This window comes from Psychrobacter sp. UBA2769, assembly GCF_002352555.1.
In the GTDB taxonomy this organism is placed as follows: Bacteria; Pseudomonadota; Gammaproteobacteria; order Pseudomonadales; family Moraxellaceae; genus Psychrobacter; species Psychrobacter maritimus.
The window spans coordinates 43,810-69,558 of record NZ_DEIR01000010.1; the positions used below are offsets into that span (position 1 = coordinate 43,810).

Annotated in this window: 21 protein-coding genes; 13 read left to right on the forward strand and 8 right to left on the reverse strand. The window is 43.7% G+C overall.

Translation table 11 applies throughout. From position 1 onward, the window contains the following. Positions 1–26: 26 nt before the first annotated feature. From B3Q63_RS03520 to B3Q63_RS03545, 6 genes are all read left to right on the forward strand, one after another. Entirely contained in the window at positions 27–1,868 is a 1,842-nt protein-coding gene (locus B3Q63_RS03520) for a vWA domain-containing protein (RefSeq protein ID WP_296173851.1), read from the forward strand. Positions 1,869–2,243: 375 nt separating this feature from the next. Next, the gene (locus tag B3Q63_RS03525) at positions 2,244–3,971 is read left to right on the forward strand and encodes an AMP-binding protein (protein WP_201624677.1); all 1,728 of its coding nucleotides are present in this window, start codon (positions 2,244–2,246) and stop codon (positions 3,969–3,971) included. A gap of 621 nt (positions 3,972–4,592) precedes the next feature. After that, complete coding sequence (locus tag B3Q63_RS03530) at positions 4,593–6,314, forward strand: AMP-binding protein (RefSeq protein ID WP_201624695.1); 1,722 nt, start codon at positions 4,593–4,595, stop codon at positions 6,312–6,314. Between the two features lie 190 nt (positions 6,315–6,504). After that, entirely contained in the window at positions 6,505–7,221 is a 717-nt protein-coding gene (rph, locus tag B3Q63_RS03535; protein ID WP_183620154.1) for a ribonuclease PH, read from the forward strand. A 73-nt stretch (positions 7,222–7,294) separates the two neighbouring features. Then, a complete protein-coding gene (locus B3Q63_RS03540; RefSeq protein WP_296173856.1) occupies positions 7,295–7,786 on the forward strand; it encodes a hypothetical protein in 492 nt (163 codons plus the stop codon). Between the two features lie 463 nt (positions 7,787–8,249). After that, positions 8,250–9,089 (forward strand): hypothetical protein, encoded by an 840-nt coding sequence (locus tag B3Q63_RS03545; protein ID WP_296173859.1) that lies wholly within the window; start codon positions 8,250–8,252, stop codon positions 9,087–9,089. A gap of 140 nt (positions 9,090–9,229) precedes the next feature. Here B3Q63_RS03545 and hemJ read toward each other — a convergent pair whose 3' ends face one another. From hemJ to serB, 7 genes are all read right to left on the reverse strand, one after another. Further along, the gene (hemJ, locus tag B3Q63_RS03550) at positions 9,230–9,664 is read right to left on the reverse strand and encodes a protoporphyrinogen oxidase HemJ (protein WP_296174335.1); all 435 of its coding nucleotides are present in this window, start codon (positions 9,662–9,664) and stop codon (positions 9,230–9,232) included. Between the two features lie 104 nt (positions 9,665–9,768). Then, positions 9,769–10,944 (reverse strand): biotin synthase BioB, encoded by a 1,176-nt coding sequence (bioB, locus tag B3Q63_RS03555; RefSeq protein WP_296173862.1) that lies wholly within the window; start codon positions 10,942–10,944, stop codon positions 9,769–9,771. A 237-nt stretch (positions 10,945–11,181) separates the two neighbouring features. Continuing rightward, a complete protein-coding gene (locus B3Q63_RS03560; RefSeq protein ID WP_296173863.1) occupies positions 11,182–11,688 on the reverse strand; it encodes an SCP2 sterol-binding domain-containing protein in 507 nt (168 codons plus the stop codon). A gap of 203 nt (positions 11,689–11,891) precedes the next feature. Then, entirely contained in the window at positions 11,892–12,269 is a 378-nt protein-coding gene (gene aciT / locus B3Q63_RS03565; RefSeq protein ID WP_227673586.1) for an AciT family ciprofloxacin tolerance protein, read from the reverse strand. After that, on the reverse strand, positions 12,247–12,300 hold the full coding sequence (locus tag B3Q63_RS13080) for a hypothetical protein (RefSeq protein ID WP_372829526.1): 54 nt from the start codon (positions 12,298–12,300) through the stop codon (positions 12,247–12,249). The genes aciT and B3Q63_RS13080 overlap by 23 nt, the downstream gene beginning before the upstream one ends. 218 nt (positions 12,301–12,518) lie before the next feature. Then, positions 12,519–13,529: a DUF368 domain-containing protein gene (locus tag B3Q63_RS03570; protein WP_296173870.1), complete on the reverse strand. Its 1,011-nt coding sequence runs from the start codon at positions 13,527–13,529 to the stop codon at positions 12,519–12,521. A 152-nt stretch (positions 13,530–13,681) separates the two neighbouring features. Continuing rightward, positions 13,682–14,869 carry a phosphoserine phosphatase SerB gene (gene serB, locus B3Q63_RS03575; RefSeq protein WP_296173873.1) on the reverse strand — a complete coding sequence of 396 codons (1,188 nt, stop codon included), beginning with the start codon at positions 14,867–14,869 and terminating at the stop codon, positions 13,682–13,684. A 437-nt stretch (positions 14,870–15,306) separates the two neighbouring features. Between serB and B3Q63_RS03580 the strand changes: the two genes are divergently transcribed. From B3Q63_RS03580 to B3Q63_RS03605, 6 genes are all read left to right on the forward strand, one after another. Then, complete coding sequence (locus tag B3Q63_RS03580) at positions 15,307–16,857, forward strand: hypothetical protein (protein WP_296173877.1); 1,551 nt, start codon at positions 15,307–15,309, stop codon at positions 16,855–16,857. Between the two features lie 188 nt (positions 16,858–17,045). After that, complete coding sequence (locus tag B3Q63_RS03585; protein ID WP_045443968.1) at positions 17,046–17,282, forward strand: PA3496 family putative envelope integrity protein; 237 nt, start codon at positions 17,046–17,048, stop codon at positions 17,280–17,282. A 455-nt stretch (positions 17,283–17,737) separates the two neighbouring features. Continuing rightward, entirely contained in the window at positions 17,738–18,295 is a 558-nt protein-coding gene (locus tag B3Q63_RS03590; protein ID WP_201565040.1) for a UPF0149 family protein, read from the forward strand. A 180-nt stretch (positions 18,296–18,475) separates the two neighbouring features. Next, positions 18,476–18,937, forward strand: coding sequence for a YbjQ family protein (locus B3Q63_RS03595; protein ID WP_296173883.1), 462 nt, complete (start codon positions 18,476–18,478; stop codon positions 18,935–18,937). 46 nt (positions 18,938–18,983) lie between these two features. Beyond that, on the forward strand, positions 18,984–19,520 hold the full coding sequence (locus B3Q63_RS03600; RefSeq protein WP_296173886.1) for a YbjQ family protein: 537 nt from the start codon (positions 18,984–18,986) through the stop codon (positions 19,518–19,520). 398 nt (positions 19,521–19,918) lie between these two features. Further along, the gene (locus tag B3Q63_RS03605) at positions 19,919–20,842 is read left to right on the forward strand and encodes a bile acid:sodium symporter family protein (RefSeq protein WP_201565043.1); all 924 of its coding nucleotides are present in this window, start codon (positions 19,919–19,921) and stop codon (positions 20,840–20,842) included. 290 nt (positions 20,843–21,132) lie between these two features. Here B3Q63_RS03605 and B3Q63_RS03610 read toward each other — a convergent pair whose 3' ends face one another. Then, positions 21,133–22,218 (reverse strand): formate/nitrite transporter family protein, encoded by a 1,086-nt coding sequence (locus B3Q63_RS03610; RefSeq protein WP_296173893.1) that lies wholly within the window; start codon positions 22,216–22,218, stop codon positions 21,133–21,135. A gap of 340 nt (positions 22,219–22,558) precedes the next feature. Here B3Q63_RS03610 and B3Q63_RS03615 point away from each other — a divergent pair, with 340 nt between their 5' ends. Further along, complete coding sequence (locus B3Q63_RS03615; RefSeq protein WP_296173896.1) at positions 22,559–25,516, forward strand: valine--tRNA ligase; 2,958 nt, start codon at positions 22,559–22,561, stop codon at positions 25,514–25,516. The last annotated feature ends 233 nt before the right edge of the window (positions 25,517–25,749 follow it).

Sequence of the window (25,749 nt, forward strand, 5' to 3'; positions counted from 1 at the left end):
GCCGTCTATCATATGGAGTAGCTATTATGTCATCGTCATCTATATCACCTGCCTATTTATCACGAACGCGTGCTCAGCATCTAACCAAAAATGCGCTATTAGTCAGTGCTGTCGCCAGTATGATGGGATTGACGGCGTGTAGCTCATCGCCAGTGAGCCAGCCGATGGCTGAGCAAACCCGTAGCACTATCGGTCAAAATGCTATAAAGCAATCAGATAATAAAAAATCTATGCCGCCTATTGTAGCAGTCGCCGAGTCGGAGGTGGCGATGCCACGTGTTGTCTTAGCTGACAGTGCTATGAGCGCTACCAATAACACCATGAGCAATAGCATGGGCAGCATGACACGTTCCGCGCCGCAATGGAGTGTGCGGCCGTTATCTGGCATCAGCGTACAGCCACCAGTACGTGATAATTACCAAAAAAACGACGCCAATCCGGTACACCGCACCACTGAGATGGCGGTTGCCACTCTATCCATCGATACCGATACTGGTAGCTACGCCAATGTGCGCCGCTATCTTAATGAGGGGCAGCTGCCACCTGTCGATGCCGTGCGCGTAGAGGAGTTGATTAACTATTTTAATTATCAATTTGATGATGGCAAGCGCATTGCCAACGCACCTTTTGTGGTCGCAACAGAAGTGGTTGATTCGCCGTGGGACAAGGCCGATCAGGATAATAAAATCGTCAAAGTTGGGATTAAAGCGGTTGAGAATAGCTGGTCTAATAAAACTGCCAATCAAGTTATGCCGCCCGCCAACTTGGTATTTTTGGTCGATGTGTCAGGCTCCATGTCATCACGCGATAAGCTACCACTGGCGCAATCGTCATTGAAGTTACTCACCGAACAGATGCGTGCTCAAGACAGTATTAGCATTGTTACGTATTCGGGCACTACCAGTGTGGCACTGCCTGCGACCAGTGGTGACCAAAAAGCAAAAATACTCGCGGCGATAGAGAGCTTAACTGCCGCTGGCTCGACCAATGGTGAAGACGCCTTAAAGCTGGCTTATAGACAAGCAGCACAAGGCATGAAAAAGAACGGTATCAATCGCATTATGATGCTGACCGATGGCGATTTTAATGTCGGTATCAGTGATGTCGATGAGATGCTAGAGTTGGTCAAAGCCAATCGTGATCGCGGTATCTCCTTGTCGACCGTCGGTTTTGGTCGTGGCAATCTCAATGACCACATGATGGAGCAAATGGCAGACAACGGCAATGGTAACTATAGCTATATCGACAGTTTGACTGAGGCCAAAAAAGTCTTTAGCGATGAGTTGGCAGCGACCTTTAACACCGTCGCCAAAGACGTCAAGGTGCAAGTCGAATTTAATCCAAATGTGGTCAGCGAATGGCGTTTAATCGGTTATGAAAACCGCGTCCTTAATGAGGAAGATTTTAATAATGATAAAGTCGATGCCGGCGAGCTTGGAGCAGGTAAGGCAGTCATTGCACTGTTTGAGGTAACGCCAACGGGTGCAAAAGGATTGTTTAGCGAGCGCCGTTATAATGAGAATGAATCAAAGAAGACGGCTCGCGGCAAAAAAACAAACGAGCTTGGTTATCTAAATATTCGTTATAAAGCGCCAAAAGGTGGTAGCTCCAAACTTATAAACCAGCCGATTATTAATACCAGCCGCCCTTTAAATAAAGCCAATATCGATACCCAGTTTGCCATCGCCGTAGCAGGGTTTGGTCAACGCTTAAGCCAAAGCGATTATATCAATGACTGGCAATATAGCCATAGCACCAAACTTGCGACCAGTACTCTGGCTCAAAAACCAGATAGCGATAAGGATGGCACGCGGCGTAACTTTGTGACCCTAACCGAGCTTGCTGCTGCCCTTGATAGTAAACGTTAAGAAAAGCGTAAGGTACGGTTATTTCTATTAATAATAGAACAATGTTTGGCAATAAATAATTGGTAACAATCCGTGGTATGGCCGGTCATTTAATGGTTAAGTATTTGATAGTAATATAATTAACGGCCGTCAAGTACGTTTAAGAACTCAGGTAGCAATCTTTTATATTGAGTAGTTTGTATAAAGTGTGTATGTTAATCAACAAAGGGCTATTTATCGCTATATTGTTGACTCATTGCCAGACGCTTATATCGTCAGCCGCCCGCCATCATGGTTATATGGATGGTTAGCTTGAACGATGAGGTTTGGTATGTTTATCACTCTGTGATAGAGATGGGTTAATAGCAGCACACTATTACTAGGAGCAGTAAGATTATGGAAAATCAAGGTAACCTAATTCGTCGTAATGACAAAGCGTGGCTCAAAACTTACGAAAAGCTTGGCATACAGTACGAGATTAATATGCCGCCCGCCAATACCTCTTTAATCGATATTCTTGAGCAGAATTTTGTTACTCATGCTGGTCGTACCGCCTTTGTGTGCATGGATGTAAAGCTCTCGTATGAAGATTTAGACCGTTATAGCAAACAGATTGCCGCATATTTACAGTCGCTTGGCCTAAAAAAAGGCGATAAAGTCGGCGTTATGATGCCCAATATCTTGCAGTTACCGGTTGCCGTATTAGGTGTCCTACGTGCTGGCATGACCTTGGTTAACGTCAATCCACTTTATACCACTAAAGAGCTTCAGCATCAGTTAGAAGATTCTGAGACTAAAGTGCTGTTTATCCTAGAAAACTTTGCCAAGACTTATGAAGATATCGGTAAAGATTTGGTCGATCATGTGGTGGTGACGTCGATGGGCGATTTAATGAGCCCGTTAAAAGGTTTTATCGTCAATGCCGTCGTGCGTCATGTGAAAAAACTGGTGCCTCATTACACGCTTAAAAAGAGCGTAAACTTTAAAAAAGCACTCAATCAATTGTCTGCGAAAAAGTACAACCGCCCCACCAATATCGGGCTTGATGATGTCGCCGTATTGCAGTACACCGGTGGTACGACAGGTGTGGCAAAAGGCGCGATGCTAACGCACGGTAACTTGGTCGCCAACTTAATTCAGTGTGATACCTATCTTGGCGATGCGTTTGATAAGTTTGAAGCGCGTAATGAGCAGCCTGTTATTATGACAGCCTTGCCGTTATATCATATCTTCTCATTTACCGTTTGTGGTATGTACGGTCTATATCGTGGCTGTATCGGTCTGCTGGTACCGAATCCACGTGATGGCGCAAGTTTAATCAAAGCCTATAAAGATTATCCACCGGCGTTTTTCCCAGCGGTAAACACGCTATTTAATGCGCTCGCTAATAGTGACGCATTTAAAGCCTTAGACCATAGTAAGCTTGAGATGTCTATGGGCGGTGGTATGGCAGTATTAAAAGATACTGCGGCTAAATGGGAAAAAATAACCGGCAACATCATTGTGCAAGGTTATGGTCTGTCGGAAACCTCTCCTGTTGCTTCAGCAAACCCGCAAGGTACAGGCGAGTTCTCAGGTAATATCGGTCTACCGATGCCTGGAACAGACATGGCCATCTTGGATGAAGAAGGCAATGAAGTGCCACTTGGTGAGCGCGGTGAAATTTGCGTTCGTGGTCCGCAGGTCATGAAAGGCTACTGGAAACGTGATGATGCCACCGCTGAGGTCATGACGTCTGACGGTTATTTCCGTACCGGTGATATCGGCGTGATGGACGAAGAGGGTTACTTTAAGATTGTCGATCGCAAAAAGAATATGATTTTGGTATCAGGCTTTAACGTCTATCCAAACGAAGTGGAAGATGTGATGTCAGGTCATCCAAAGATTTTAGAATGCGGCGTTATCGGTGTCGATGATGAAAAGAGCGGCGAAGTACCGAAGATTTATGTCGTGCGCAGTGATGACAGCTTGACTAAAGAAGACGTGCTCGCTTATAGCAAAGAAAATCTAACCGGTTATAAGCGTCCTCGTTATGTTGAATTTATCGATGAGTTACCGAAATCAAACGTCGGTAAGATTTTACATAAAGACTTGCGCGCTTTAGAAGAGAAGAATCACGGTTAAGTAATTTAGCACCGAATATCATATTTTTTACCCACATTTATCACGCTTAATACATGATAAATAGGATCAAAAATAGCCGGATATTCGCTGGTGTCATACTGAAAGATGATAAGGTCGTTTGTATAAGACCTTATCATTTTTTTTATTTTTCTATGATGATTTGGCAGTACGCATAGAGAATGGCGAGCAAAACTGCTATAGTTCCTGCCGATTATATTTTTGTATTTCACGATAAAAGTGCATGCTTAAGTGCTTAATACCGTTATAAAAGCATCGACAATGCTGGCTATTTGAATAATAGCTTTTTGCGTTAATGCGTTTGCAACTGGTGATACAATAGCTTTTATGCATTTGCATCATAGTGAGAGTAAACTTAGGCATGCGGCTTATATGCCTAAAGATTTTTGATGTAAAAAGTTTGTGAATAACAATTGCGCTCAGAGCTTAGGTGTTGAGCAGTTATTTATTCACAAACTTTTGATTTTATCAATACGTGGTTGGCGACCACGGTAAGGGCAGCACATATACTCTATATTTTAACAGTAACATTTAGGGACGATTATGACGGACAGTATCAATAAAGAAACCACCAACCATAACGCTGCGGGCAACGCTCAATCAATGGTTGAAAATGCATTTCCTACCATGCCGACGATAGATAGCGACAGTCCGTGGCTGAGTGCTTATGAGCGCTATGGCATCGATGCGACCATCGATATGCCAGATGACAGTACGTCTTTACTTGAAGTGTTCGAGCGTAACTTTAGTCGTTATGGGCAAAAACCTGCGTATATTTGCATGGGTGCGTCCATTACTTTTAAGCAATTAGACTTATACAGTCGCCAAATTGCCAGCTATTTACAGTCGTTAGGATTGGTAAAGGGCGATAAAGTTGGGGTAATGATGCCCAATATTTTGCAGTATCCAGTGGTGGCTTTGGGTATTATCCGTGCAGGTATGGTACTGGTTAATGTCAATCCTTTGTATACCAGCCGTGAGCTATCGCATCAGTTGCATGATAGTGGCGCTAAAGCGTTGTTTATCGTTGAAAACTTTGCAAAAACCTATCAAGATGCCGAAGATAAAGGGCAAGTGAAGCATGTCATCGTCTGTAAGCTTGGTGATATGCTTGGCTTGGTCAAAGGGGCAGTGGTCAACCTGGTCGCGCGCCATGTTAAAAAAATGATTCCCGCTTATCGTCTGCCAGAGAGCACCAGCTTTAAGCATGCGTTAAATGCGGTCTCAGCCAGCAAGTATAAGCGTCCTGATTTGAACTTAAGCGATGTGGCCTTGTTGCAATATACCGGCGGTACGACGGGTGTTGCTAAAGGCGCGATGCTGTCGCACGGTAACTTGGTCGCTAATATGCTACAGATTAGTGTCCTGATGAACAGCGCCTTTGATGACGATGTCGATGCCAATGATGTGATTTTAACCGCGCTCCCGTTATACCATGTGTTCTCATTTATGGTTTGCGGCATGTATGGCATGTACCAAGGTTATGCCGGTCTATTAATTCCAAACCCGCGTGATTTGGATGGTTTGATTAAAGAGATGGGCAAATACAAGCCATCGTTTATCCCTGCCGTAAACACCTTGTTTAATGGCTTAGTACACAAAGAAGGCTTTGCAGATTTAGATTTCTCTAACTTAAAAGCCTCGATTGGCGGCGGTATGTCGGTATTGCCAAGTGTGGCAAAAGAGTGGCATAAAATCACTGGTCTGCCTATCGTTGAAGGTTATGGTTTGTCTGAAACCTCGCCAGTGGTCGCCTTTAACCCAATGACTATTTCTGAATTTACCGGAAAAATTGGTATTCCTGCTTCTAGCACTGATATTATTTTAATCGATGACGATGAAAATGAAGTGGCATTAGGTGATCGCGGTGAGATTTGTGTCAAAGGTCCACAGGTGATGATTGGCTATCAAAATCGTCCACAAGAAACGGCTGAAACCTTTACCGCTAGTGGATTCTTAAAAACGGGCGATATCGGCATCATGGACGAAAAAGGCTTTATCAAAATCGTTGACCGCAAAAAAGACATGATTTTGGTTTCGGGCTTTAACGTTTATCCAAATGAGATCGAAGAAGCCATGAGTGAGCATCCTGCTGTGGTAGAATGCGGCGCTATTGGTATTCCAAATGATGACCGCGGTGAAGATCCAAAGCTATTTGTGGTCAAAAAAGGCAATGTCACCGAGCAAGAGCTGCTTGATTTTGGTAAAAAGCAATTGACCGGCTACAAACGTCCGCGTCATATCCAATTCGTTGATGAATTACCAAAATCAAACGTCGGTAAAATCCTACGTAAAGAATTGCGTAAGATGGAAGGTTTAGAATAAAGTTAACGCTAAATCTTGCTAAAGCAGCGGCGTAATAGCTTGAGAGAATCTTGCTATTGCGCCGCTGCCACGTTAGGATATCGTCATATTTACGTCTGCGATCATATCCGTTGATGTAACGACGAACTTGTTATTGTATAACTTTATATAACCATCACTCTGCTTTTACAACATCGTACTAGGAAATTTTATGCGTATTGACAACCGTGAGCTTAACCAACTTCGCTCAATCAGCTTTGAGCGCCATTACACTAAGCATGCCGAAGGGTCAGTATTGGTCAGCTTTGGCGACACTAAAGTATTATGTACTGCGAGCGTTGAGTCGGGCGTACCGCGCTGGCTTAAAGGTAAAGGCAAAGGCTGGATTACCGCAGAATACGGTATGTTGCCACGTGCGACCAATACCCGTAATCAGCGCGAAGCAGCACGCGGTAAGCAATCAGGTCGTACGCAAGAAATCCAGCGTTTAATCGGTCGTAGTTTACGGGCGATGATTGATTTAAGTAAGCTTGGCGAAAATACCATTTATCTTGATTGCGATGTATTGCAAGCAGATGGCGGCACGCGTACCGCTAGTGTGACGGGTGCAGCTATTGCCCTTATCGATGCGCTAGAAAGCCTACAAAAAACCAAAAAGCTCAAAGCTGATCCATTGATTGGTTTGGTCGCTGCGGTGTCAGTTGGTATGAAAGATGGCGAAGCCTATCTTGATTTAAATTACGAAGAAGATGCTAGCTGCGATACAGATTTGAACGTGGTGATGACGCAAAAAGGTGAGTTTATCGAGCTGCAAGGGACGGCAGAAGAAAAGCCATTTACCCGCGCGCAAGCAGACGATATGCTGATTCTGGCGGAAAAAGGTATCGCAGAGCTGATTGCTATGCAAAAAACAGCACTAGGTTGGTAAATCTCTAAACGTTCTTTTATGACTTTTTATTTAAACTTTTAACCATTCACTGCTTTTGAACAGGTAATCGCGCATGCTAAAGCTGACTGATGACGGCGCCAAAATCACCTTACAAGGTCAGTCGCCAGCGGCTGACAATGGGCTATTTTGGTTTGGCTCCGCATTACTGGTTGGGGCAGTGGCGGTTGCTTTAGCCATGAGTCTGTTGCCTGAGCGCTTGGCTATTGGCGCTTTGGCCTTATTGATTATTGGTAGTTTTATTTTTAATCGGCAACGCCTGAAACATAAACAAGCCATGAGCGGTATTATTAGTAGCGGCGTATTGTGGGTACGTGATGGCGAGTTGGTGCATGATAATCAAGGCAAACGTGAGCATATTCACCTGACTGATGGCGATAAAATTACTCTGATTGGTGAACAGCTACAGATTGTCGATTGTGATGACATACGTAAATATCTGATTGGCGGTTTTGACAATATCCAAGAAGCTAACGCGGCCACAGCCATTTTACAAGGGCAGACGCTGAGCAAACGCCATGCCAATATTAAGATGAGCAACGATTAGATTATTGATTGGTTTTAATGTTCTAATCTGTTCATTCTGTGAGTTATATTTAACATAGCTTATAGCTGATTCAATTTAGAAAAAAAATTTAGTGCTGCTGGAAAATTTTCTGCGAAGCCTCTGGAGTGTAAAGCACACAGCAAGCGAGCAAAACTTGTTCCAGCAGAACGCTATGTTGAATATACCTTTTTGATATTGAACTGATGATGTTATCTTTCCTAAATCTCTGCCTTCATTTCTAAAACTCCTATCTCGTTTTACCGTTTATCCTCAATTTCATACCTTTTATCGCTTATCTCCTAGCAATAAGACTTGCAGATTCCTGTGCAAATGGTTTATAAATAGGATTGAAAAATCTTATCTTACTTATCGTTAATACGCTTATTGATACTGAGCATTGATAGCCGTTTATTAATATTAAATTGAGTCGGCTAATCAATAATATGTTGACAAGGAGTTAGTCATGTCGCGTTTGTCCCTTTGGTCAATCACAACGTCGTGCAGTGCCTTATTATTTACCTTTGCTGCGGCCGGTCAGGTTCATGCCGATAGTATGAGCGCCTTGATTGCGCAAAAATCTGTCCAACCTGATTATAGCGCCCGTTATACCCCAACGTATTCGGCGGTTCCTTCGGCCAAAATTAGCACACGCTCTACCATTCAACGTGCTGGCAATGCCACTAGCTATCGCTCGAATTCGAGCAACGGCCAACCAAGCTATTCTAGTAATAGCTCTTCTAATAACAGCTACTCTAATAACTCCTATTCTAACCAAAATGCTTACATCGGTAATGCCCAAAGCAATTACCGTTATCCTGAAGTACAACGTCAAGCACCATCTGTTCTGCCCGCATTTTTATCTGGCAATTATGATAACGTCGATAGCGAGTATTTGCCGCTGCTAAGCAATGCTGAAACCCAGAGTAGTCGGGCGGTGCGCGAAGTGATTAGCACTGCGCGCAAGATGGCATTAAATGAGCGGACGATTATTAAAGGTGGCTGCTGGGACTATCTCAATGCGGTGTTTAATCGAGCAGGGGTGAGCCGCGATACCATTCATAAAGGCACTTATGGTCAAGGCCCTTATGCCAATAGCAACGAGATAGAAGTCGGCGATTGGCTGTATTATATCAATCATGGTTACAATGGCGTCGAGCATAGCGGACTGTTTGTTGGCTGGGTCGATGAGCGCGCCAAGCAAGCCTTGATACTGAGCTATGCCGGTGAAAATCGCCGTGAACCTGCGCGCTACCGTGTCTATGATTTAAGCAATGTCTATCAAATCATGCGACCAAACGTTTAATTTTTAAGGGTGTTTATTCAGCTTACTTGAGACATAAAAAAAGCGTCCGTCACTTATTAGAGTAACGGACGCTTTTTTGTGGATTTTAGACTCAAGATAAAAATACTTTTAAGGTAAATAAGCTTTATTGTTAGCTGTTTTTAAAAGGGCTTTACCACCGCTAAAATTACGATAAAGATTAACGCAAATACTGGAATTTCATTAAACCAGCGCCAAAATTTATGCGATTTATAATGCGGATTATCAATGAGCTTTTTACGATAAAATCCGCAAGCCCCATGATAACCAGAAAGTAGCACCACCAATAATAATTTTACGTGTAGCCAGCCCTGAGTTTTATAAACATCCCAGCCCATGCCCAACATCCATAAACCAAACAACCAGGTGGCTATCATCGATGGTGTCATGATACCGCGATAGAGCTTGCGCTCCATAATGGCAAAGCGCTCGTGGCTGATGCTATCGTCGCTCATCGCATGATAAACGAATAGGCGCGGCAAATAAAATATCGCCGCAAACCAGCACACCATAGAGATAATGTGTGCCGCTTTAATCCAATTGAAATAATCTGCCATCATATTCTCTCTTAAGATTTGATATCTTATGCACAATTTCTTGATTCATAACGTCGGCAAGCTTAGCGCAGATTACGCGATAATGGTAGCGGCACGCAAGGCATTTACTCTGCTAAGACAACTTGCGACTGATGACCACTCATGGCGTCAAGCACCGGTACTTGCTTTGGTGCTCGTGGTGCGGCAAATTGCTTGATTAACCCAAGCTCGCGCATCAGTCTATCGTCACCCGACTGGCTGGCATTGCCCGTGGTCAGTAGCTTATCACCATAAAAGAATGAATTTGCCCCTGCCATAAATGCCAATGCTTGCTCAGAGTCAGATAAGCTTTCGCGTCCAGCAGATAAGCGTACGTAGCTGCTTGGACAGCAAATACGTGTCACGGCAATCGTCCGTATCCATTCAAGGACTGGCAGCTGACCTTCTGCTAAAACTTTATCGCCGATAGGCGTACCTTGAATAGGCACCAGCAGATTGACCGGAATAGATTCAGGAGCTTTGGGCATTTTTAGCAGCTCATGGACCCAATCGATGCGGTCATCACGGCTTTCACCCATACCAACGATATTACCGCTACAAACGTTAATACCTGAATTTCGTACGTTTGCAATGGTATCTAAGCGCTCATCATAGCTGCGGGTACTGACCACTTGCTCGTAGTAACTTCTTGAGGTATCGAGATTATGATTGTAATAATCAAGACCTGCATCTGCCAATTGCGCCGCTTGTTGGGTATCAAGCATGCCGAGGGTCATACAGGTCTCAAGTCCCAATGCTTTGACTTCTTTGACCAGCTCGACCACATAAGGCATGTCTTTGGCGCTTGGGTGTTTCCACGCTGCACCCATACAAAAACGCGATGAGCCTGTGGCTTTGGCGCGTTTGGCGGCGGCAATGACCTTATCGACCTCGATACGTTTTTCCGCTTGTAGCTTAGTGGTATCGCGGTGGTGACCAGACTGGGAGCAATAACCGCAATCTTCTGGACAGTTACCGGTCTTGATAGATAGCAAGGTGCTGATTTGTACTTCATTGGCGGTAAAGTGTTGGCGGTGTATCGTCTGTGCTTGCAGTAATAAATCCATCAAAGGCAAGTCAAACAATTGAGTAATCTGTTCACGGCTGTGCTTACTGGCTGCTTGTTGCTTGGTATTAGTTGCGTCTGTTGCCAATGTCGCTAAAAAATCATGGGACGCGTTTTTATTATTAAGTGTCGTATCAGTGTGGTTATGGTTATGATTATTGGCATTCGGTTCTGAGATATTAAGCAATCCTGCCATGAGATAAATCCTTTTATAACAGTATTTAGAAGTGTTAGATAACCTTTAATATTTTTTCCTTTGATAAAATTAAGACTATAAAATCTAGGCAATAAAAAAGGTTGCCGTATAGTATACCGCAACCTTTTTAGAAAATCAGAATAGTACTAAGTAGTGAATCGTATCTGGATTCTTTATACGCTAGATAGCTGCTATCTGCTTATTTTCATTCGTTACATTATTTATTCGATTGAGTTACTATTTACCCAATTTATGCTTAGCAACACCTAGCCAATGATTGGCAAACTTTTGCGCTTTATAGGCATAAGGTTTGGCTTGCTGGATATAAGGTTTGCATTGTTCTGGAACGGCTGGCACGATATGTTTGGCAAGCTTATTGAACCACATCATTAGGCTATAGTCGCCCTCGATGCTCAAGTTACCTTCTTGCACAGCGGTCATAAAGGCAGGAAGACTGCCTTTGGTCAATAGTTTAACGCCTGTCATTGAGTCTTTAAAATTAATCGTCAAATCCGCTTCTTTGGCATGACCACTATGTTGACTAAATTTACCGTTATCAAAGCTATAATAGCGCGTGATATCAGCTTCAGTGCTGGCAAGCTCGATGGTGACTTTACGATCAGCAAACAGCGCTTTAACGTCTTCATCTTCGCTATCCGCTAACATCGATAAACGATAACCAATCATTGCCAATAAAACATCTAATGGATCAGACTTAATATCTAATACAGGAACAGTGAACATAATCGAACTCCTAAAAAATAAGACGCAAAATAATGCGTACTTTATAACAATTGTGGCGACAAATATATAATTAGATTATAAACGATTGAACGAATGATAGGTTTCAATTCTTTAGGAGTTACGTAGAGCGTCTTAAGTATCTTGTAACATTCAATGACAGCAGTATGAATGGGGCAAACTTAGTGAATGACTGAATTACCGAATTACTGAAAGCGCGGTTGATAGTCATCATCATAGACAGGCGTATGTTCAATATAGCGGGCGGCTTGCAGCTCACGTTGCTCATGCACAGTGCGACTGACATCTTCGTAACGCAATGCTCTATAAAGTACCCAAGCAACCAAAGGTAGCCAGCTGATACCCATAGCAACCACATAATTGTGCCATTCTGACAAGACTAACCAATAGCTTAATAAACTGTGAATGGCTTCAACCGCCAACCAATAGGCCATGCCACCGAACAGATACCATAGCAACCAACGCTGCGACGATAAGGCAAGCGCCAGTAGCAGGCCTAGCAGCAGACCAGTACCCAGTATGGCACCAGCGCCCCATGTTTCACTGGCAAAAGTAGAAAATATTGTTAATAACATTGTTCATCTCGCTCTTCATCAGGTGAATTCCAACACGGTCATTATGGAAGTTTGTGACCTAAAGCTAAAGAGGCTAGCGACGACTTTGCGACAACAGCTGACGTTTGATTTTTTAAATGATATTAAGGAAATACTGTGCAAATTATGCCATTATTGCCAAGAAAATTACCAACAAAAAAGCGCCACAATCATGGGCGCTTTTTTGGAATCAAAGTGTTTTTTGAGGTCTATTTAACTTTAAGGACGAACGCCGCGGCGCCCCCACCATGATAGAGCGGTTACCAACACGGCTCCTAACAGCATCAAGCCTAACGTAGTTAGCCAATGCGCACCCGTAGGATACTGCCATGGCATGACATTATTAATGGCATCGCTATTTAATGTACCGAGCGCATCGGTTTTCCATGGCCATACTTTCACCAGCGAACCGGCGATAAAACCTGTTAGCAAGGCAAGGGTTGCTTGATAGTAGCGTGATAGCAGCCATTTGAGCATACGGGTAAATAATAATAACCCCGTTGCCATACCGGCAATGACAGTAAAAATAATACTAAAGTTTAGCGTATGCACCGCTTCGAGTACCGAATCATAGGCGCCCATTAACAATAGGATAAAGGACCCTGAGATACCGGGTAATATCATCGCACAAATGGCAATCGCGCCCGCAAGGAATAAATAAGGTAAGCTTGGTGCCGTGGTCAATAACGGCAAGCTACTGATGACGACCGCGCTACCAGCCCCCAGCAAAAATAATGCGAGCCGTCCTATATTCCAGCGCGTAATTTCAGTTAATAAGATAAAGACAGTGGCGACTACTAAGCCAAAAAAGAACGACCAAATCAGTAAAGGCTGATTGTCCAATAAATGCTTAATGAGTCCGGCTAAGGTGGCAAAACTGGTGGCGATACCAAGTAATAAGCACACTAAAAAAGTAGCATCGACCTGTCGCCATACTGCAATGAAACCTTTAAGCCCGCCTTGTTGGCGAAATATCTGCCATAGATTGGGACCTACGCTACTTAAGGCATTAATTAAGCGCTCATAAATCCCCGCAATCAAGGCAATGGTACCGCCAGAAACACCGGGTACAATGTCCGCTGCACCCATCGCAATACCTTTGACGTAGACACCTAATAGCTGTTTTGGAGTGTCGTGATAAATAGGCGAGCTTTCTTTAATTAAATGCTCATTATCTAGATTATGGGAAGATGACGGCGCATCTGGCCGCGGTGATTGTGATGCCGTCATGGACATTCCTTTCTTATTTAACAAGATAAAAGTGAGATAAATAGGGTAAAAGAGATATAGGTATATAAAGGCTTCAACATAAAGTCTTCAATCATAAAAGCTAGGTCAAAGACAAATCCTTAACCTAGCTTATTTTTTAGAATAGCGAAGCGTTATTTTGTACGTACAAAGGCTGGATAGCCAAGCGCATAAAGCACGCCTTCAAGCCCTGTGACATTTACCGCAGCGTCTGCACGCGCTTGGACGATGGGCTTGGCATTAAACGCCACACCCAAATCAGCCAGTGCCATCATTGGTAAATCATTGGCCCCATCACCGACGCAGACCACTTGCGACATATCAATGCCTAAGCGCTCAGCGGTATGCTCAGCAATCGCCGCTTTTTTCGCGCCATTAATAATCGGCAGTTGCACATGACCGGTGACTTCGCCATCTTCGATATCCAGCGCATTGGCATGTACTTCATCGATGCCCAGCTGCTCAGCGATATAACGGGCAAAATAGGTAAAGCCGCCTGACACTAAGACCGTATGATACCCCAAGGCTTTAAGCGCACTGATAGTCGTGCGCGCGCCTGTCGACAAGGTTAAACGGCTGCAAATATCATCGAGCACGCTGGTTGGAATACCTTTTAATAAGGCCACGCGCTGAGCAAAAGATTCATCAAAATCCATCTCACCACGCATCGCCGCTTCGGTAATGGTTTCGACTTGCTCACCGATACCAGCGGTTTTTGCCAGCTCAACGATGACTTCTTGCTCAATCAACGTAGAGTCCATATCGAAACAGGCAAGCTTATGGGTACGTAACATATGACCGAGCGATAAGATATGACAGTCGACAACATCTAAATGCTCGCTACTCATTGCGCTTTGCGAGTTTTTATAGTCTTCGGCTAAGTCATGACGTAGACGCGTGGTCAATTGGTCATCGATAATGTGCGCTGCTGCTGTCTTTTTAGCAGGGTGCATCAGCGTATCGGTGACTGGCACCAGCAAATAGCGGAACACTTGCACATCAATAAACGAGTGCTTGGCAAATGGCTGCGTAGTGTCTATATCAGCAATCTCAACATCGACAAAATTGGCATCGGCATCTTCTGCTACGGTCACCAAATGCCAGTTTGGCTGCTCATCTACCCATGATTGCACATATTGATGGATATCGAGCGAAGATACATGCGTAGGCAATACCACAATCAACGCAAAAATAGGCAAGGATTGCAGCGCATCAAAATCATGCAGATTAGTACCCGCAGGCAATAATGACGCTACAGAATCGACGGCTTGTTGCCATGCTTTGCTGTCTTTTGGTAACGAGTAAGATGTATTTTTTTGCATCGCTCAATTGTCCCTTGTATGCTGATATAAGATTAGGAATAATAACAGTTTTACCGGGCAGCGCCTATAGATGAGGTATAAAGTCTCACAGTCCGATAAAAATGCTTGGTATGAGCAAAAATCGCCATTGAATAAAAGAAAATTCTTACAATAAATTTATGATATTAGCTGACGCCATCACCATTAGTATGGTGATATAGTAGAGAAAATAAACGGGGATTTGTTGATGTGTGCGTGCGCCAAACATACTTGCACAACAAATCTCATGTACGATAGTCAGGTCTCGTAAATGACATTTGATTAAATATTATTTAGCGAGTAGCTGCGGTAGTAAATTGAGCCAAAGTAAATATAAAAAAGATAGCTGCATACTCTTCCAGAAAATGAGCCATAGCCTCGTTTTTTAATTCCATTTATCCAAAAAAGTTTAACATATCATGACGTATTTAGCGCCGCGGCAAGGGTTGTTTGCCATTATTCTTCTGGTTAGTTTTTGTTTGCAGACCCTATTATTGGTCATCAGTACCGATCAGCAGCTGAGCAATAGCCGTGCCCAAAAGGGCGAGCAAATGGTCGCCCAGCTTATTGATGAGGCGCGCTTGTCTTTAGAAAATAAAGACCGCGTCAGCCTCAGCGTCATAGCCAATCGCTATACCAGTGAGCAGGACGTGACCCGCATACTGATTAAAGACAATAATGGTGATGTCTTGGTGCCGGTCGGTAATGCGCCGATGCAGCAGGGTGATACCATTAGCCAAATCGCCACCAAAGGCGATGCGGTCATCGGTAGTGTTGCCTTGACGCTAAAAGATATTAGCAAGGGTGAGATTATCGCCATGCAATGGCCGTTTGTCATTGGCTCGATGTTGCTGCATTTATTGCTATGGCTGATTTATGGTTATATTGCGCGCCCAAGTAGAGAGCAAATCAATGCGCTAAGCCGTGATATCCAAGACTTGCATCGCGAGCAGTATCGACAACTCGATCAGCGTGAATTTGAGCGCGGTTATGAGCGCAACCTTAATCGCGAAAGCGAATCAGACAGTGAGCTTAACCTTGGATCTGCCTCTAACCCAGCTGGTTTCGATAGCGCGATTAAAGAAACCGCTCACGATACCAGTAGCAAAAAACCGCATACTCGAAAATTAAACATTCATAGTGCGGTAAATCAGTATGTCAGATGGCAACAAGGTCAGGACACCGCGCTGAACACTGATGGCAATAATAATGGTAATGAGGGCAATAATGGCAATGACGCTGAAAACTATACGGTAAATAGTGCGGGCAATAATAATACGGACAGCCCGCAAGACGAAATAGCGGCTAGGCATGAGAATGGCAGTAGCCATAAATCTGCTAGTGCTGCGCGCTTGTCGGCTACGCGCCCATTCGATAGTGTTAGCGTTCAGATTGTCTTTCACGATGAGTTCAACATGCTTGAGCGCCTAGCGCCATCGCAGCGCCTGCCTTATTTGGCGTTATGTACCCAATTATTGAACCAAGCAGTGACTGAGTTACTGAAGCAGCCTTTGCTACTTGGGGTGAGCGCGCTCAATGAGCCACACTTTGATGAAAGCGGCGCTTATGTGATGCTAAAAGCAGACAACAGCCACGCCAAAGTCGCGTTGGCAGGTGTGATGCTTGGCAAACTGTATTTGATGCTGAATAAAATCATTCATGATAAGCATGTCGAGCTATCAAGATTTGCCTTACCAGCAAAAGCGGGGGTGAGCGATAATGCGCAAGTCGAGGCAATGAGCCATCTGTTAGATAGCGTGGGCAAAAAGGAGCAAATGCTTATCTTGCTGCCCAATGCTGGTCTTAAACAAATCAGCCATCATGTACAAGTACAAAGCATCATGCGTCCCACCACTGTTTATGAGCGCGAATGCGCGATATTTGATGGCGGCAATGATGCCATGATTCAGCGTTTGGCCGATGTGCGCAATGCAGTATTAATGATTGAAGAGACAGAAGAGCAAGAGTAAATCGTAGCGTTAGATACAGGTGAGCCTCTACAATTGCCTGTGCGATAAGCGTTTGCGCAGGCTTTAACTTTGTACGTGATGCTATGATAGTGATAAAAAGGATTGACAACACTCAATAGAGACTTTATAAGGCATATATATATTCATGTATTTTTAATACCCTTGCCGAAAAATGATAGGAGTTTGTCATGAGTGACGCTGATATTGATGACGATTTTGATGATGATTTTGTAGATGATGATGATGCAAAGATGGTGGAAGAGGCCGAAACAAGTGTGCGTACACGCTTAAGCAGCCTAGAGAAACGCCGTTTGATCGATAATTTGCTAGAAGAAAAACGTTTGGCCAAAGAGCTAAAAGACGATCTTGATGATATCGATAATTTTGATGAAGATGGTGATGACTGGGATGATGACGATCTCTAAATCGTCATGCCCATTATCGGGTTGCAGCTGCCGTTTAACGGATAAGGAAAATGGCTTGGTTCCGTGATTTTTAGCCGAAAGTTGTTAACTGATTAAACCGATTGACAAGCTTAAAATCCTGCTGTCGAATGCATTGTGCTAAGCTGGTTGTTAGGTGTTTTTAATAATATTGCTCAATACTGTTTTTAAGATGAGGGTTCTTAGTATTATTATTCTAAATACTATTCTTCTTGATGCTATTCTTCTTAATGCTATTGGTTTATTAAAAATAACGCGGCAATCAGCGCTCTTCAATAGACATATTTTATAAAAGTGCTTTGGACAGGTTTTATGCGTTCAGACAGTTTTTGTTGTTGTCTACCTTGATTTTTAGCTTTCCCGCCTTTTATATTTCTTGTATTTCATAACTTATTTATTGCGCCTGACGTAATCTATCCTCCAAGGACTATCACACTATGAATAACCCACTCAGTTTCGATGAATTATTAGACTATTTGGACAATGAAGAAAGCGCGTTTGTGCTCGATAGTGTTGCCACCCATGGTTTTTTGACCGCGACTGTCATTGGCCGTCCGTTGCCAAATTGGATAGAAGCATTGTTTGAAGGTCATGTTAGTGAAATTCCAGAAAATGTTATTGACGGTATCCAGCGCTGGCGCGAATCGATTATGGCGGAACTAAAAAACGAGACGCCGATTGAGCTACCATTTGGTGAAGATGCCGGTAACGAAGAAGTGGCGGTCGATTTTTCAGACGAGTCAGATATCGTTGCTTGGTCAATTGGCTTTGTTGATGCGATGTATGGCGATGAAGCCAGTGATTGGTTTGAAGATGAAGAAACTGCAGAAGATGTGGCGGTCTTAACCTTGCCGATGATTGTACTCAGTGGCATCGATGACGAAGATCCTGAGCTTGCGCAAATGCGTGCCGATGAAGATAAAATGGCGCAAATGGCCAATAGCATTGAAGGCAATTTGACTGAGCTGTTTTTATTGTTCCATACAAACGACTAGAGCTGTTTGTATATAAACAGACGGACGAACAGATAGCTAAATAGACAGTGTTTATTCAGTATCATTATCAAAATAAATGCTGTCTATAAATTAATACTATCGATAAGCATTCTTCCTTACTATTTACTGAATCCTTAAATATTCTTTGAACTCCCTATAAGTCACCGATAAGGCTGTACTATGACTGTGCAACTCTCCAATCTTGAGCACTTACCCAACTATCAGATTACCGAGCGCTTAGACGTCGTATATGGCAGTACCGTGCGTTCAAAGCATGTCGGTAAAGACTTGTTTGCTGGGCTTAAAAATATCGTCGGCGGTGAGTTGACGGCTTATACCGAGCTGTTAGAAGAATCACGTCAAGAAGCGATCGATCGTATGGTGGTTAAGGCAGAAGCTTTGGGCGCTGATGCGGTCGTGGGCCTGCGTTTTTCGACCTCGAGCATTGCCCAAGGTGCATCAGAGTTGTTTGTCTATGGTACAGCGGTCAAAGCCGTCCCGATGTCTCAGCAACCACCGAGCAATCACTCTGGTCATACGGATTTCAATAATCACAATAACGATCAGAGTCACAGCCAAGCAGCGCCTCAATCGCCAAGCACCGCTACTGATGATTTGCCACGTTTCAACCCTTTTGGTTAATGAACCATAAAAAGCGGCAACGCTTTTTGATGATACGAGACGTCCGATGAATAACTCTCTTACCCAAATGCTGATGAACTATGCGCCGCTTATCGTTCTGTTTGTGCTGGGCTGGTTTTTTGGGGCGCGGCATGAGCGGCAGCATTTGGCACAACTAAGAGTCGCAGAGCAAGAACTCAGTCATATTATCGTCTCAAGTGAGCGCTTTTATGTGCCAAAACTTTCTGCGGATACTGAGTGCCAGTTGGTCATGGGCAGCGTGGTGATTGCACAAGATTATTTTAAAATGGTCATAGCGCGCATCTTAAGTATCTTTGGCAAAAATCTGACCACTTATGAAACCTTGCTTGACCGCGCTCGCCGTGAAGCATTGGTGCGTATGCGCACACAAGCGCAGGCGCAAGGTTATAACCATATCTATGGTTTACGTCTTGAAGTGAGTAATATCAATCAGTTGGGCAGCATGGTCGAAGCCATTGCTTACGGTACGGCAGTGCTTAGTACTGAAAATTCTACTAAAGCGCCTACTGACGCCTCCATCACTATGCCGACCAAAACCTCCATCAATATTTCCAAAATATAACTTCTTATACCGTCATAGCTATTTAACTAAAAGTATTTAGCGCTAATTATCAGAATCCAAATTATCTGAAAGCTCACGGTAAACCCTCTCATTTAATCTCGTCAAAATCCCTTTTATTTTTACTTAGTCACGATATGCCGTATTTGACTGGTGAGTCGTTGAATAAAACAGCTAAACCTAACTTTTGCCCTATATACTCCCTTTATTAATTCTTAATTATTGTTGATAATTAGCAATAACATTACTATGAAAGATGCTATAAAAAACCGTTCAAAATAAGTATTGTTTAAAACGGGTGATGTCCGTTATCTATAAGCATTAGCAAGGATTGCTAATCAGGCATCATTTAATCATTATAAATTGACCTAGCAATAGGTCATATCTACAGGGATGTAGTTATGGAAAGTCTGGCTCTAGTCACCTTAGTAAATACCGTTGTTATTCCTGTTTGCTTGTTTTTAATCATGATGGGTATGGGTTTGACCCTGATTACCAATGATTTTAAACGGGTATTAAAATACCCAAAAGCTGTCGGTATTGGCTTGACCAATCAGCTGATACTGTTGCCAATCATTGGCTTTGCCCTAGCTAATATCATGCCATTACGCCCAGAATACGCCGTTGGGGTTATGCTCCTCGTTCTGTGTCCGGGCGGCACTACCTCAAACTTATTTACCTATTTGGCTAAAGGCGATGTGGCACTGTCGGTGACGATGACAGCGATTGCCAGCGTTATTACCGTATTTACCATTCCCATTGTGCTGAGTTTTTCATTGATTTATTTTATGGGCAGCGGTAGTGAGTTTGAATTACCGGTAGTAAAAACCGTGCTTACCTTGGTGGTGCTGACGATTGTGCCTATTAGTATCGGGATGTTAATTAAACGCTACGCCCCAAAAGTTGCCGATCGCTCACAAGTCTATGTGTCTCGATTTGGGGTGATATTTTTAACGTTTTTAGTGCTGTTTTTGGGTTATGTGCAACGCGATATCATTGTCGATGCCTTTATCGCGACCGGCCCTGTATCGGTATTATTAAACGTCTCAACCATGGCGCTCGGTTATTATAGTAGCAAATGGTTCGGCCTTAACTTAGCGCAAAGAACGTCGGTGACGCTAGAAGTCGGTCTACAAAACAGTACTTTATCGATATTTATGGCATTAACGCTATTATCTAACTACGATATGTCGATGATGCCCGCCATTTATACCTTGGTAATGTTCCTAACGGCAGGCATTTTGGTGCGTATATTTAGCGCTCGGCACAATAAGTTAAGAAAGTCTGAGATAGAAAGTAGTGTGTTGGCAGCGCGTATGCTGTAAGTGGAAATGTATGGTTTATCATAATTAAGCACTCACAATTGCTCGATTATAGTTTTTTAGTGATAAAGCTGCATAACCGCTTTCAATATAGTCAGTGCTAGATAAAATAAGTACAAAGGTTATAACGGGCTACTGTGGTAAATTTTCCATGCTTGCTGTGTGCTTTGCACTCTCGAGGCGGCGTAAAATTTATCCCAGCAGCCCTGTACTATTTTTAAATGGAATTTATTATAGTTAACGTCGGTTATCGAGCTTTAGCGTGAGATTTAAAAATACGGTGCTGATTATCTCTAGTAAGGTCCACGGATATTGTTTTTTGCCTCTAACTTATCCTTAGCTGTTTCTTCCTTTACTTTGGCTAATTCAAATAGGAAGGTACGGTTTTTAAGTATCGCGACAAATACCACGCCGCCGACGGTATTGCCTATCAACACCACGGCTAAAAACAGCAAATAACGCCCTAAGCTGACGGTGTTGCCATAGAGCAAGGCTGAAAAGATTTCGATATTGCCGACGATACTATGATGCAAACCCAAAAAGCCGATACTGCCAGTAATCAGCGTCACCAAGACGATGCGGCTAAGGGTATCGCGCGCTGAGGTCACAAGCCACGCGGTGACGCCCATCATCCAGCCTGCCAAGATGGCGCTGCCGAATATCACCCACCATCTAAACCCTAAGATATGCTCGGCATAAGTATCAATGTCGCTGACGCTAAACAGCTGCATATTTAAACCCAAACCTATCATCAATGCCGCAAATAAACAGCCACCAACGACGTTACCGGCGATGACGATGCCCCACAGGCGTAGCAGCTTACTGAGCGGTTCGATTTTATTGAGGACGGGTAGGCTTAAGAGTGAGGTTTGTTCGGTAAATAATAGCGACTGACCAATGACGACGATAATAAAGCCAATCGGGTAAAGTAGGGAGGCGAGTACCACAGCATAATGGCTCGGTAGCACGCCACTCAATAGCGCAAAAGCCGCTAAAATCATAAAGAAACTGATGCCAATTTCAAGGCCAGCGGTAAAAGCACTGGTAAATAGTGAGCCAAGTGAGCGCTCAAAAGTTTCTCTGGCATCCATCACTTGCTCAACTAAGATACTGGCATAGCTTTTTGCTTGACTTAAATTGTCATCGTTGGCGAATTTTTTGATGGTTTCTTGGTCTTCTTTGCTAATATCCTCAGAAAAATCCTCATATTCTAAATTTTCTGTTGCATCGGTGTCGTCTGGCACATCAGCGTTGCTAACGTCCTTGTTGTTAGCACTAGATAGATGGTTAGCGCTCTCATCAATCAAGTGCTTATCATCTATGTTATCAGCTTTAGAATGGCTGTTATTGCTATAGGTGTGCTCAGTCTCTTGGGACACGGTCGGCTCGCTGTTTATCAGATTATTATTTTAGGATAAAGACGCCATTTATTATGCTATACGATAACTATATAAGTTCTCGCATGACCCATATTTTATAACACGACTAGGATTTATTTTGTGGGAAGTTCAGCTGATTGCGGTTGTTTATTGGTATTTGCTGCTATTTGCTGCTATTTGCTGGTGTTAGTGGCGCAATGACGCGCTGTAAGGCTGATAAATTACCTTAGCATCTAACAAAATCTGCCCATCTGCGTTAAAATCACTCTATTAATTATTTTCCCTATTTTTCGATAACTTTGTTTGACCACATTCATTTTTAATAAAAGACCATTCTATTATGAGTACTCCTAATACCCCTGAAAATACCAAGAGCAACCTGACCGAATCTATTCAAGCCGCCTTAAGTCAATTAGAGAACGCCTACAATCCAAGCGATGTCGAAGCGGGCATGTATCAAGGCTGGGAAGACAGTGGTTATTTTAAGCCAAGCTTTGATAAAGACGAGTCATTCTCTATCGCCTTGCCGCCACCGAACGTCACCGGTTCACTGCATATGGGTCATGGCTTTAATAATGCCATTATGGATGCGCTGACCCGTTATCATCGTATGGATGGTGACAACACACTCTGGCAACCGGGCACCGACCATGCAGGTATTGCCACCCAAATGGTCGTTGAGCGTCGCCTAGAAGCGCAAGGTATTAAGCGCCGTGATATGACGCGTGAAGACTTTATCGATAAAGTGTGGGAATGGAAAGAAGAGTCGGGCGATAATATCACCCGTCAGATTCGTCGGCTTGGCAGCTCGGTCGATTGGTCGCGTGAGCGCTTTACCATGGATGATGGCTTATCCAATGCGGTTAAAGAAGTATTTGTGCGCCTGTTTGACGATGGTTTGATTTATCGTGGTAAGCGTCTGGTCAACTGGGATCCTAAGTTCCAAACGGCGTTATCGGATTTAGAAGTAGAAAACGTCGATGAAAAAGGCAGCTTATGGCATTTCCGCTATCATTTCACTGATAAAGAGTTGCAAACCCAAGAGGGTAAAAACTATCTGGTCGTCGCCACCACGCGCCCTGAAACCTTACTGGGTGATACCGCCGTTGCGGTCAATCCAAAGGATGAGCGTTACGCGCATTTGATTGGCAAAACCATTACCTTGCCAATCACTGGTCGCATTGTGCCTATTGTTGCCGATGATTATGTTGATATCGAATTTGGTACCGGCTGCGTAAAAATCACCCCAGCCCATGACTTTAATGATTATGAACTTGGTCGTCGTCATAACTTGCCATTGATCAATATCCTTGATGAGCGCGCTAACATTTTGCCAGCGATGGAAGTTTATCCTGATCTGCAAACACGTGAGCCAACATTAGAGACCACGCCGAGTGAGTATGCTGGACTTGAGCGTTTTGCGGCGCGTAAATTCCTTGTTGAGCAAGCAGGTGAGCAAGGCTGGCTAGAAGATATCGAAGACTACGCGCTCAAAGCCCCGCGTGCTGAGCGTGGCGGCACCATCGTTGAGCCGTGGTTGACTGATCAGTGGTATGTAGCAGTAAGTAAGCTTGCCAAGCCTGCGATTGATGCCGTAGAAGATGGTCGTATTGAATTCGTCCCTGCGCAATATAAAAACATGTATATGTCGTGGATGACCGACTTGCAGGACTGGTGTATCAGCCGTCAGCTATGGTGGGGACATCGTATCCCTGCATGGTATGACGATGCCACAGGTGAGATTTATGTTGCCCGTGATGAAGCGGAAGTACGCACTAAGTACAATTTAAGCGACGACGTAAAATTGCGCCAAGATGATGACGTGCTTGATACCTGGTTTAGCTCGGGTTTATGGACGTTTAGTACGCTTGATTGGGCAGACCCTAACGCCGATCCACGCGTCCTTAAAACCTTTCACCCGACCAGCGTGTTGGTCACCGGTTTTGACATTATCTTCTTTTGGGTTGCGCGCATGATCATGATGACCATGCATTTTGTCAAAAACGAAGATGGCACGCCGCAAGTACCGTTTAAGACCGTTTATGTGCATGGTCTGGTACGTGATGGCAATGGTCAAAAGATGTCAAAATCTAAAGGTAACGTCTTAGATCCTATCGATTTGATTGATGGTATCGATTTGGAAACGCTGGTTGAAAAACGCACCAGCAATATGATGAACCCAAAAGATGCGGCCAAAATTGAAAAGCAAACGCGTAAAGAGTTCCCAGAAGGTATCCCAGCCTACGGTACCGATGCGCTGCGCTTCACCTTTACCTCCCTTGCTAGTACTGGTCGCGATATCAACTTTGATCTAAAGCGTGTCGAGGGCTATCGTAACTTCTGTAATAAAATCTGGAACGCCAGCCGCTTTGTACTGATGAATTGTGTCGATAAAGAAGGCAATGCCCAAGCGATTGACCAAGTGGCCAACATGGATGTTTGGGAATTGCCAGAAAAATGGATCATGAGTCGTCTAAACTCGACGATTAGTAATATCCATCAGCATTTTGCCCAGTATCGCCTTGATATGGTCAGTCATGATATTTATGAGTTTATCTGGAATGAATACTGTGATTGGTATGTTGAGCTTGCCAAAGCCAGCCTCAATGATGACTCGGTATCGAGCGAGCGTAAAGCACAAATCCGCTATGTATTGCTGCATGTGTTAGAGACCGCGCTACGCTTTAGCCATCCAATCATGCCGTATCTGACCGAGCAAATCTGGCAGACGGTTGCGCCGCTATTGGGTCGTAAAAATACCGACAGTATCGTCGTTGCTGACTATCCACAAACCGATACTGCCCAAATCAGTGAGCAAACTGAGGCAGATATGGAGTGGCTACAAGAGCTTATCGCGAGCGTGCGTAATATCCGCGGCGAGATGAAACTGGGAAATGCAGTACGTCTGCCAGTGCTACTACAAAATATCTCTAGCGACGAAGATGCGCGCCTGTCACGTATCAAAAACCAGTTTAAAGCGCTTGCCAAAGTCGAGAGCCTAGAGATCGTCAAAGAAGGCGATGAAGTGCCACTATCGTCATCAAGTATGGTCGGTCAGTTACGTGTACTTGTACCGATGAAAGGGCTAATCGATCCAACGGCTGAGCTAGCTCGTTTAGGTAAGTCATATGATAAGTTGAAAGGTCAAGCCGAAGGTATCGCCCGCAAGCTTGGTAATGAAGGCTTTGTCAGTAAAGCGCCTGCGGAAGTGGTCTATGCTGAAAAGGCTAAACTGGCTGAGCTAGAAGGGCAGTTGACGGCGATGACAGCGCAGATGGAAGAATTAAAGGCGTTGTAAAATAAAATAAGTACATTCATACCTGTAGTTTTATCCTAAAAATACCATCATAAATCTATGATGGTATTTTTTATCGTTTATACGATTAGCAATGAACTTTATGTCTCAGGCTGTCCTTTGTATCCAGAATTTAATCAATTAAAGATGCTGTATAAAATAGTAGATCATGGGCGTTACTAATTAGAATCAATATGTGTATATTGCATGTTGTTTTAATGTTTTTTAAGTCTTGT

What these genes read in the sequence shown, in the direction of transcription:
- B3Q63_RS03560 (WP_296173863.1), bottom strand. Translation starts at nt 11,688, where the DNA reads ATGTTCACTGTTCCTGTATTAGATATTAAGTCTGATCCATTAGATGTT.
- B3Q63_RS03525 (WP_201624677.1), top strand. Translation starts at nt 2,244, where the DNA reads ATGGAAAATCAAGGTAACCTAATTCGTCGTAATGACAAAGCGTGGCTC.
- B3Q63_RS03605 (WP_201565043.1), top strand. Translation starts at nt 19,919, where the DNA reads ATGGAAAGTCTGGCTCTAGTCACCTTAGTAAATACCGTTGTTATTCCT.
- B3Q63_RS03585 (WP_045443968.1), top strand. Translation starts at nt 17,046, where the DNA reads ATGAGTGACGCTGATATTGATGACGATTTTGATGATGATTTTGTAGAT.
- bioB (WP_296173862.1), bottom strand. Translation starts at nt 10,944, where the DNA reads ATGGCAGGATTGCTTAATATCTCAGAACCGAATGCCAATAATCATAAC.
- B3Q63_RS03570 (WP_296173870.1), bottom strand. Translation starts at nt 13,529, where the DNA reads ATGACGGCATCACAATCACCGCGGCCAGATGCGCCGTCATCTTCCCAT.
- B3Q63_RS03530 (WP_201624695.1), top strand. Translation starts at nt 4,593, where the DNA reads ATGGTTGAAAATGCATTTCCTACCATGCCGACGATAGATAGCGACAGT.
- hemJ (WP_296174335.1), bottom strand. Translation starts at nt 9,664, where the DNA reads ATGGCAGATTATTTCAATTGGATTAAAGCGGCACACATTATCTCTATG.
- B3Q63_RS03615 (WP_296173896.1), top strand. Translation starts at nt 22,559, where the DNA reads ATGAGTACTCCTAATACCCCTGAAAATACCAAGAGCAACCTGACCGAA.
- B3Q63_RS03590 (WP_201565040.1), top strand. Translation starts at nt 17,738, where the DNA reads ATGAATAACCCACTCAGTTTCGATGAATTATTAGACTATTTGGACAAT.
- B3Q63_RS03595 (WP_296173883.1), top strand. Translation starts at nt 18,476, where the DNA reads ATGACTGTGCAACTCTCCAATCTTGAGCACTTACCCAACTATCAGATT.
- B3Q63_RS03545 (WP_296173859.1), top strand. Translation starts at nt 8,250, where the DNA reads ATGTCGCGTTTGTCCCTTTGGTCAATCACAACGTCGTGCAGTGCCTTA.
- B3Q63_RS03520 (WP_296173851.1), top strand. Translation starts at nt 27, where the DNA reads ATGTCATCGTCATCTATATCACCTGCCTATTTATCACGAACGCGTGCT.
- serB (WP_296173873.1), bottom strand. Translation starts at nt 14,869, where the DNA reads ATGCAAAAAAATACATCTTACTCGTTACCAAAAGACAGCAAAGCATGG.
- B3Q63_RS03600 (WP_296173886.1), top strand. Translation starts at nt 18,984, where the DNA reads ATGAATAACTCTCTTACCCAAATGCTGATGAACTATGCGCCGCTTATC.
- rph (WP_183620154.1), top strand. Translation starts at nt 6,505, where the DNA reads ATGCGTATTGACAACCGTGAGCTTAACCAACTTCGCTCAATCAGCTTT.
- B3Q63_RS03540 (WP_296173856.1), top strand. Translation starts at nt 7,295, where the DNA reads ATGCTAAAGCTGACTGATGACGGCGCCAAAATCACCTTACAAGGTCAG.
- B3Q63_RS03580 (WP_296173877.1), top strand. Translation starts at nt 15,307, where the DNA reads ATGACGTATTTAGCGCCGCGGCAAGGGTTGTTTGCCATTATTCTTCTG.